Here is a 1,195-nt window from a genome sequence, read left to right as displayed (position 1 = left end):
GATTACTCGATGATCTTGGCCACGACGCCGGCGCCGACGGTGCGGCCGCCCTCGCGGATGGCAAAGCGCAGGCCTTCTTCCATGGCGATGGGGGCGATCAGCTTGACGGTGATCGACACGTTGTCGCCGGGCATGACCATTTCCTTGTCCTGGGGCAGCTCGATGGAGCCCGTGACGTCGGTCGTGCGGAAGTAGAACTGCGGACGGTAGTTGTTGAAGAACGGCGTGTGGCGGCCGCCCTCGTCCTTGGACAGCACGTACACCTCGGCGGTGAAGTGCGTGTGCGGCTTGATCGAGCCGGGCTTGCACAGCACCTGGCCGCGCTCGACATCTTCGCGCTTGGTGCCGCGCAGCAGCAGGCCGACGTTGTCGCCCGCCTGGCCCTGGTCCAGCAGCTTGCGGAACATCTCCACGCCGGTGACGGTGGTCTTTTGCGTGTCGCGGATGCCGACGATCTCGATTTCCTCGCCGACCTTGATGATGCCGCGCTCGACGCGGCCCGTCACCACAGTGCCGCGGCCAGAGATGGAGAACACGTCTTCCACGGGCATCAGGAAGGCGCCGTCCACGGCGCGCTCAGGCGTCGGGATGTAGTTGTCCAGCGCGTCGGCCAGCTTCAGGATGGCAGCCTCGCCCTTGTCGGACTGGTCGCCTTCCAGGGCCAGCTTGGCAGAACCCCGGATGATGGGGGTGTCGTCGCCGGGGAAGTCGTACTTGTCCAAGAGCTCGCGCACTTCCATCTCGACCAGCTCCAGGAGCTCTTCGTCGTCCACCATGTCGCACTTGTTCAGGAACACGATGATGTAGGGCACGCCCACCTGGCGGGCCAGCAGGATGTGCTCGCGCGTCTGGGGCATCGGGCCGTCAGCGGCCGAGCACACCAGGATGGCGCCGTCCATCTGGGCGGCACCGGTGATCATGTTCTTCACGTAGTCGGCGTGGCCGGGGCAGTCCACGTGGGCGTAGTGGCGTGCAGCCGTCTCGTACTCGACGTGCGAGGTGTTGATGGTGATGCCGCGGGCCTTTTCTTCGGGCGCGTTGTCGATCTGGTCGTAGCTCTTGACCTCGCCGCCGAACTTCTTGCCCAGCACCGTGGCGATCGCCGCCGTCAGCGTCGTCTTGCCGTGGTCCACGTGACCGATCGTGCCCACGTTCACGTGGGGCTTGGTACGTTCGAACTTGCCTTTTGCCATTT

At 65.0% G+C, this 1,195-nt stretch carries 1 protein-coding gene; it reads right to left on the bottom strand.

What is annotated here, in order from left to right:
* Positions 1–2 precede the first annotated feature (2 nt).
* Entirely contained in the window at positions 3–1,193 is a 1,191-nt protein-coding gene (gene tuf, locus BLQ61_RS17115) for an elongation factor Tu (protein WP_091573001.1), read from the bottom strand.
* Between the last annotated feature and the right edge of the window lie 2 nt (positions 1,194–1,195).

This window comes from Oryzisolibacter propanilivorax (assembly GCF_900103645.1).
Taxonomy (GTDB): domain Bacteria; phylum Pseudomonadota; class Gammaproteobacteria; order Burkholderiales; family Burkholderiaceae_C; genus Melaminivora; species Melaminivora propanilivorax.
Note: the sequence above shows the minus strand (reverse complement) of the source record. Positions and strands in the feature narration are given on the sequence as shown.